The organism is Planktosalinus sp. (assembly GCF_059864935.1).
In genome coordinates, this window is sequence record NZ_JCBCCK010000509.1 from 1 (window position 1) to 6,586 (window position 6,586).

At 36.7% G+C, this 6,586-nt stretch carries 5 protein-coding genes; all 5 read left to right on the plus strand.

Annotated features, from left to right (window positions below):
• Positions 1-1,354, plus strand: a 1,354-nt coding sequence (locus AC6F75_RS14635; protein WP_500715829.1) for a tetratricopeptide repeat protein, incomplete at its 5' end; no start/stop codon positions are given.
• Positions 1,355-1,397: 43 nt separating this feature from the next.
• Positions 1,398-2,375 carry an undecaprenyl phosphate translocase family protein gene (locus AC6F75_RS14640; RefSeq protein WP_500715830.1) on the plus strand — a complete coding sequence of 326 codons (978 nt, stop codon included), beginning with the start codon at positions 1,398-1,400 and terminating at the stop codon, positions 2,373-2,375.
• Positions 2,368-3,387 (plus strand): undecaprenyl phosphate translocase family protein, encoded by a 1,020-nt coding sequence (locus AC6F75_RS14645; protein ID WP_500715831.1) that lies wholly within the window; start codon positions 2,368-2,370, stop codon positions 3,385-3,387. Before AC6F75_RS14640 ends, AC6F75_RS14645 begins: the two co-directional genes overlap by 8 nt.
• Positions 3,388-3,430: 43 nt before the next feature.
• The gene (locus AC6F75_RS14650; protein WP_500715832.1) at positions 3,431-4,162 is read left to right on the plus strand and encodes a shikimate dehydrogenase family protein; all 732 of its coding nucleotides are present in this window, start codon (positions 3,431-3,433) and stop codon (positions 4,160-4,162) included.
• 135 nt (positions 4,163-4,297) lie between these two features.
• Positions 4,298-6,586, plus strand: a 2,289-nt coding sequence (locus tag AC6F75_RS14655; protein ID WP_500715833.1) for a DUF349 domain-containing protein, incomplete at its 3' end; no start/stop codon positions are given.

Sequence of the window (6,586 nt, forward strand, 5' to 3'; positions counted from 1 at the left end):
TGAATCCATGTTAAAGACTAACAATGTTCTCTTTTTCGATTCTGAAGAATTTGAGGAAATTATTAACTATTATATGGAAAACGGGAAAATTGCTTTGGCCAAAAAAGCCACCAAGCTTGGTCTTGAGCAACACCCCACATCCACAAACCTGAAATTATTTCAGGTGGAGATGTATATTTTTGAAAATAAACTTGAGATTGCCGAAAACCTGCTGAACGAACTTGAAGTTTTAGAAAGCTCCAATGAGGAAATTTACATTCAAAAAGCCAATATCTTTTCCAGAAAAGACGACCATAAAAAAGCGATAGAACTACTTGAAATCGCATTGGAAATCACCGAAGATGAGGCAGATGTACTCAACCTGTTGGGAATGGAATACCTTTTTATAGAAGACTATGACAATGCCCGATACTATTTTATGAAGTGTGTAGAAATTGACCCTGAAGACTATTCCTCACTTTACAATATCATTTATTGTTTTGAATATCTTGAAATGTATGATGAGGCCATCGACTACCTCAACATCTACCTGAATTCAAACCCCTATTGTGAAGTAGCTTGGCATCAGGTAGGGAAACAATACTTCCTGATTAAAAAATTTGACAAGGCACTGGCTGCATTTGATTTTGCCATCATTTCAGACGACACTTTTGTTGGTGCTTATCTTGAAAAAGGAAAAGTGCTTGAAAAACTTAAGCGTTATAACGAAGCGATTGAAAACTACACCATCACTTTAAATCTTGAGGATCCAACATCATTTGCTATGTTAAGAATTGGCAAATGTCACGAAAAACTGGGCAACGATGATCTCGCTCTTGATTTTTATCAAAAGTGTGTGGAAGACGATTCGCTCCTTGACAAAGGCTGGATTGCCATAACTGATTTTTACATCAAAAAGAAAAACTTTCAAAAAGCGCTTTACTTTATAGACAAAGCCCTCAATATTGATAGCGAAAATGTGCACTACTGGAAGCGTTACGGAAAAATCAACCACCAGTTAAACCTTTTTGAAGAAGCTGAAATTGGTTACAGACGTGCCATTGAACTGGGCAATTACGAACTGCAAACCTGGCTAAGCCGCACAGACTTGTTACTGCAAATTGGTGAATTTGATGCCGCCATAAACAGCATTCTACAAGCCATAGAGTTTTACCCTGATAACGCAGAGCTGGAATATCGACTTGCAGGAATTTATTATTTTTTAAGTGATCCACTAAAGGGAAAATTTCACCTGGAGAATGCACTAAAACTCGAAAGTGATTTTAGCATGATCTTGGAAATTTTGTTTCCCACAGTTTTTGATTTAGCCGAGGTTAAAAATTTAATTGAGCAACACAGAAAAACATCACTGTAAAATTCTTTATTTTATGTAATTTTGGGCTAAAATCAAGCCTTTAATGAATCACATAAGTCCCTTTCAACAAATTTTACTCTACTTAAAAGGGATGGCTATGGGGGCTGCAGATGTGGTTCCCGGAGTTTCAGGGGGAACAATCGCTTTTATATCAGGAATATACGAAGAACTGGTATCAACCATTCACAATCTCAATTTAAAATTTTTCGCGGTTTGGAAAGAAAAAGGGTGTCTTACTGCGTGGAAAATTTACAATCTGAAATTTTTACTGATACTTTTTGCCGGGGTTTTTACAAGTATAATATCGCTGGCCAAACTCATCGGTTGGTTGCTTGAAAATCATCCCATACTGGTCTGGTCCTTTTTCTTTGGTTTAATTGTAGCCAGTATTCTTTATATTGGCAAACAAATAAAGCCCTGGAATTCAAAAATTATCCTTGCCATTGTGCTTGCCGGCCTGGGGTCTTATTTTATAACACTGGCAGAACCCATGACCTCGCCGGAAAACAATTGGTTTATATTTCTCTCTGGTTTTATAGCCATCATAGCTATGGTTTTACCGGGTATTTCCGGCTCATTTATATTGGTCCTATTGGGCTCTTATGCATCCATCCTTCAAACAGTTAACAACTTTACAAGTTCTATTCAAGAAGCAAACTGGCAATTATTTACCGACGCATTATTAAAAATATCACTCTTTATTTTGGGAGCAATTATTGGGCTAAAGTTGTTTTCCGGGGTTTTGACCTGGTTATTTAAAAATTATAAAAACATCACTTTGGCTGTGCTGACAGGCTTTATGATTGGTGCTTTGAATAAAGTCTGGCCGTGGAAAGAGGTTTTAACCTGGCGACCAAACAGTAGTGGCGACAAAGTTCCATTACTTGAAAAAAGTATCATGCCACAAAACTTTGAGGGCGAGCCTCAACTGCTTGCAGCTATTTTTTGTTTGATTTTTGGATTTCTGACTATCTTCCTTCTTGAGCAAATTGCAGTAAAAAAATCAGTAAAAAATGGCTAGTGAAAGAACTTTTTCGGATAAGGTTTGGTTGTTCCTAAAAGGTTTGGCCATGGGAGCTGCAAACAAAGTACCCGGGGTATCCGGAGGCGTTGTAGCATTTGTCGCGGGTTTTTATGAAGAGTTTATTTATTCGCTAAAAAAGATAAACGGCAAAGCATTTAAGCTGCTTGTTTCAGGACGTTTCAGGAGCTTTTACCGTTACATCAACGGACAGTTCCTAGGAATACTGGTGTTTGGAATGATGGTGAGTTATTTCAGTGTTTCACAACTGCTCGATTATTTGATTGTGCATTATGAACTCTTTGTCTGGAGTGGTTTCTTTGGGATGATTATAGGTTCTATTTATTACATCGGAAAAGATTTTGATGAATGGACAAGACGCAATATCGCTATTTTAATTTGTGGAATTATTGCAGGTGTAAGCATTAGTTTTTTGGAGCCGGCCACCGAAAACGACAACCTCATTTTTGTGTTTTTCTGCGGTATTGTAAGCGTTTCCGGAATGGCATTGCCGGGGCTTTCGGGTTCATTTATACTTATTTTATTCGGCAACTATGTTTTACTGCTTGTCGATTCTGTAAATGCACTTTATGACACCCTTGCAGAAATTATTTTCCTCGACTTTAGTTTTACCGACAATGCAGAACGCTTAAGGCTTTTAAAAGTTCTCGTTTCATTTTCACTGGGCTCTTTGGCAGGTTTAGTCTTGCTGTCCAACGTTTTGAGTTATCTTTTAAAACATTACAAAAGCGCAACCTATGCAGGAATTATAGGCTTTATTGCCGGTTCGCTGGGTGTGGTATGGCCCTGGAAAGAAAAAGTATATACTTTTAATGAATTAGGGGAAGTTATGGTAGATGCAGATGGAAACCCCGTATTGTCTAATTATGATAGATTTATACCAAATTCATTAGATAATGAAACTTTAATCGCAATCTTTTTTATCTTTGTTGGAATATTAATCGTATTGGCTCTTGGCTGGTATGGTGAAAAGACAAAAAAAACAGTTTAAATTTTCATCCCCAAAGTTTAACCGGTAAATTACAGGCATTGCTATGGCTACATTCGGACTTTTGGGGAAAAACATTTCTTATTCATTTTCAAAAAATTATTTTGAGCAAGTATTTATTTCCAAAAATTTAAAACACAACTACCTCAATTTTGATGTTCAGTCAATTGACCAAGTTTTTAAAATACTTAAGGAACATAAGGAGTTAAAAGGGTTTAATGTAACCATACCCTTTAAAGAAGAAATCATTCCTTATCTATATAAAACGGATAAAGAGGCCAAGGAAATTGGCGCAGTAAATACAGTCAAGGTTTCAAAAAATGGAAATCTTGTTGGCTACAACACAGATCACTACGGATTTGCTAAATCACTCGCTGAACATTTCCCTATGACCGAAAAAACGGCGTTAATCCTAGGTACGGGTGGTGCTTCAAAAGCAGTTGCTTATGTATTGAACAGCCTCAATTTCAATTATAAACTTGTCTCTAGAGAAAAAAAAGACGGCTTTTTAACCTATAATGAACTGGACAAGGAACTTATCGAAAAGCATAAACTCATCATCAATTGCACACCCTTGGGAACCAGCCCTAATATCAATCAATTTCCTAAAATTCCCTATGAAGGAATTGGGAATAAACACCTGCTGTTTGACTTAACTTACAATCCTAAACTTACTGTATTTTTAAAACTGGGTAAAGATCAAGGGGCACAAATTGTTAACGGTGAGGCTATGCTGCTCTATCAGGCAAAGAAATCTTGGAAAATCTGGAACTCTTAAATACTTACACTTTTTAAAGTTTAAAATTCGAAAACAACTGATTTTTTCATCAAAATCAGGTCTAAACTTTGCAAATCCGAGAGTTGTTACTATCTTTCACACCGCAACAGATTATGAACCCTAACATTGAAAAAAATGTCAGACCAGAAAAAAAAATCAGAAAAGGAAGAACCAACCAATCTTGAATTTGAGCAAACAACCAAACAAGTTTCTGAAACCGAAGTAAAAAAAGAAGTGACAGAAACTGAGGCAGTTGAAGAATCAACAGATGAAGCAATTGAAGAAATTGCTAAAAAATCAAATTCCGAAGTGAGTCAGGAAGAAACTCCTACTAAACTTGACGAACCTGAAACTGTTGCAAAACCTTCAGAATCTGAACAAACAGAAGCCAAAAAAGATAAAGCAGATGAAGCAGTTGCAGAAACTGTTGTAGAATCAAATGCCGAAGTAGGTCAGGAAGAAATTCCTGCTGAATCTGACGAATCCGAAACTGTTGCAAAAACTTCACAACCTGAACAAACAGCAGCCAAAAAAGCTAAATTAAATAAAGCGGTTGAAGAAACTACTAAAGCTTTAAATACCGAAGTAGGTCAGGAAGAATCTCCTGCTGAACCAGACGAAGCTGAATCTGTTACAAAACCTTCACAACCTGAACAAACAGCAGCCAAGAATGATGAAGGAGATGAAACTGATGATGAAGAAGAAATCTCCTCTTCAGACGATGAAGACGAAGAAGACTCAGGAGATGAGCAACCTAAGGAAGTTAACTACCACGATATGACCCAAAGCCAGCTCGTGGCTGCATTTAAAAATCTACTCGCTACTCGGAAAGTTCAGGATATTAAAAAAGATGTAGATGAGATAAGACACGAATTCAACAATCACTTTGACGAAGAATTGAATGAAAAAAAGGAGGAGTTTCTCGCTCTGGGCGGAAACATCATCGATTTTCATTTTTCTTCACCACTTAAAAATGAATTCAACGCACTCTATTTTGAATACCGCGAAAAACGAAACAACCACTTTAAAAATCTAAAAAAAGACCTTCAGTCCAATCTTGAAAAACGTTTGGCGCTGATTGAGGAGTTGAAGGGACTGTTGAGCATTGAAGAAAACATTAATACCACATACAAGCAATTTAAAGACATACAAGAGCGTTGGCGTGAAGCGGGTCCAATTCCGCGTGACGGCTACAATACCGTTTGGAACAACTACCACCACCACGTTGAAAATTTTTACGACTTTTTGCATTTAAACAGGGAGTTTCGTGATTTGGATTTCAAACACAATCTGGAGCAAAAGCTGAAAATCATTGCCCGCGCCGAAGATTTGGCCAATGAACCCAACATAAATAAAGCATTTAGAGAGCTTCAAATGCTTCACAAAATGTGGAAAGAAGAAACGGGTCCCGTTGCCAAAGAATACCGCGATGATGTTTGGGACAAGTTTAGTGCTGCTACAAAAGTGATACACGACAAACGCGCTGAACACCTCAAAGACGTTGAAAAAGATTTTGAGAAAAACCTTGAAATCAAAACTGAAATTACCAATCAGATAAAATTACTGGCCGAGAACACCAAAGACAGCCACCAAGCTTGGCAGCAAGGTATCAAATCTCTTGAAAAATTAAGAAAAGAATTTTTCAATACCGGTAAAGTGCCGCAAAAAAACAATGAAGAAAGTTGGTCTGGTTTCAAAGAAGCGGTTAGAAACTTTAATAAAAAGAAAAACCTGTTCTACAAAAACCAGAAAAAAGAACAGTTTTCAAACTTGGAAAAAAAATTAGAACTAATCAAAATTGCAGAAGAAAATAAAGACAGTGACGATTTTGATGTAGTTACACCTCTGATGAAAAAAATACAGAGTGATTGGAAGAGTATTGGACATGTACCCAGAAAAGATAGCGACAAAGTCTGGAAAAAATTTAAAGCTGCTTGTAATCACTACTTTGACAGGCTACACTCCGAAAAAAATAAGGCAAACGAAGAGGAAGTAAAAGCATTGGAATTGAAATCTGCCTTGATTGAAGAAATTAAAGCATTTGAAATTTCGGACAACCCAAAAGAAGATTTAAAATACATCAAGGAAAAAATAAGCACTTGGAAAGAAATTGGCCGTGTGCCATTCAACAAGAAAAATATTGAGGGTAAATTCAATAAAATCATAGACGCCCTGTTTAAAAAACTGGACATCAGCAAAAAAGAGATCGAGCTCATCAGATATGACAACAAGCTAAACAACATCACTTCACAAGATGATGACAGAAAAATTAGGAATGAAAGGATGTTTATCACCAAAAGAATTGATGAAGTTAAGCAGGAAATCAATCAGCTTGAAAACAATCTTGGCTTTTTCCAATATGTAGACGACAATAACCCGATGGTAAAAGAAGTTCACAAAAACATTCAGCGTCACAAAGACGAA

Excerpts from the sequence above, each read along its gene's own strand:
- AC6F75_RS14640 (WP_500715830.1), top strand. The coding sequence starts at position 1,398 with ATGAATCACATAAGTCCCTTTCAACAAATTTTACTCTACTTAAAAGGG.
- AC6F75_RS14645 (WP_500715831.1), top strand. The coding sequence starts at position 2,368 with ATGGCTAGTGAAAGAACTTTTTCGGATAAGGTTTGGTTGTTCCTAAAA.
- AC6F75_RS14650 (WP_500715832.1), top strand. The coding sequence starts at position 3,431 with ATGGCTACATTCGGACTTTTGGGGAAAAACATTTCTTATTCATTTTCA.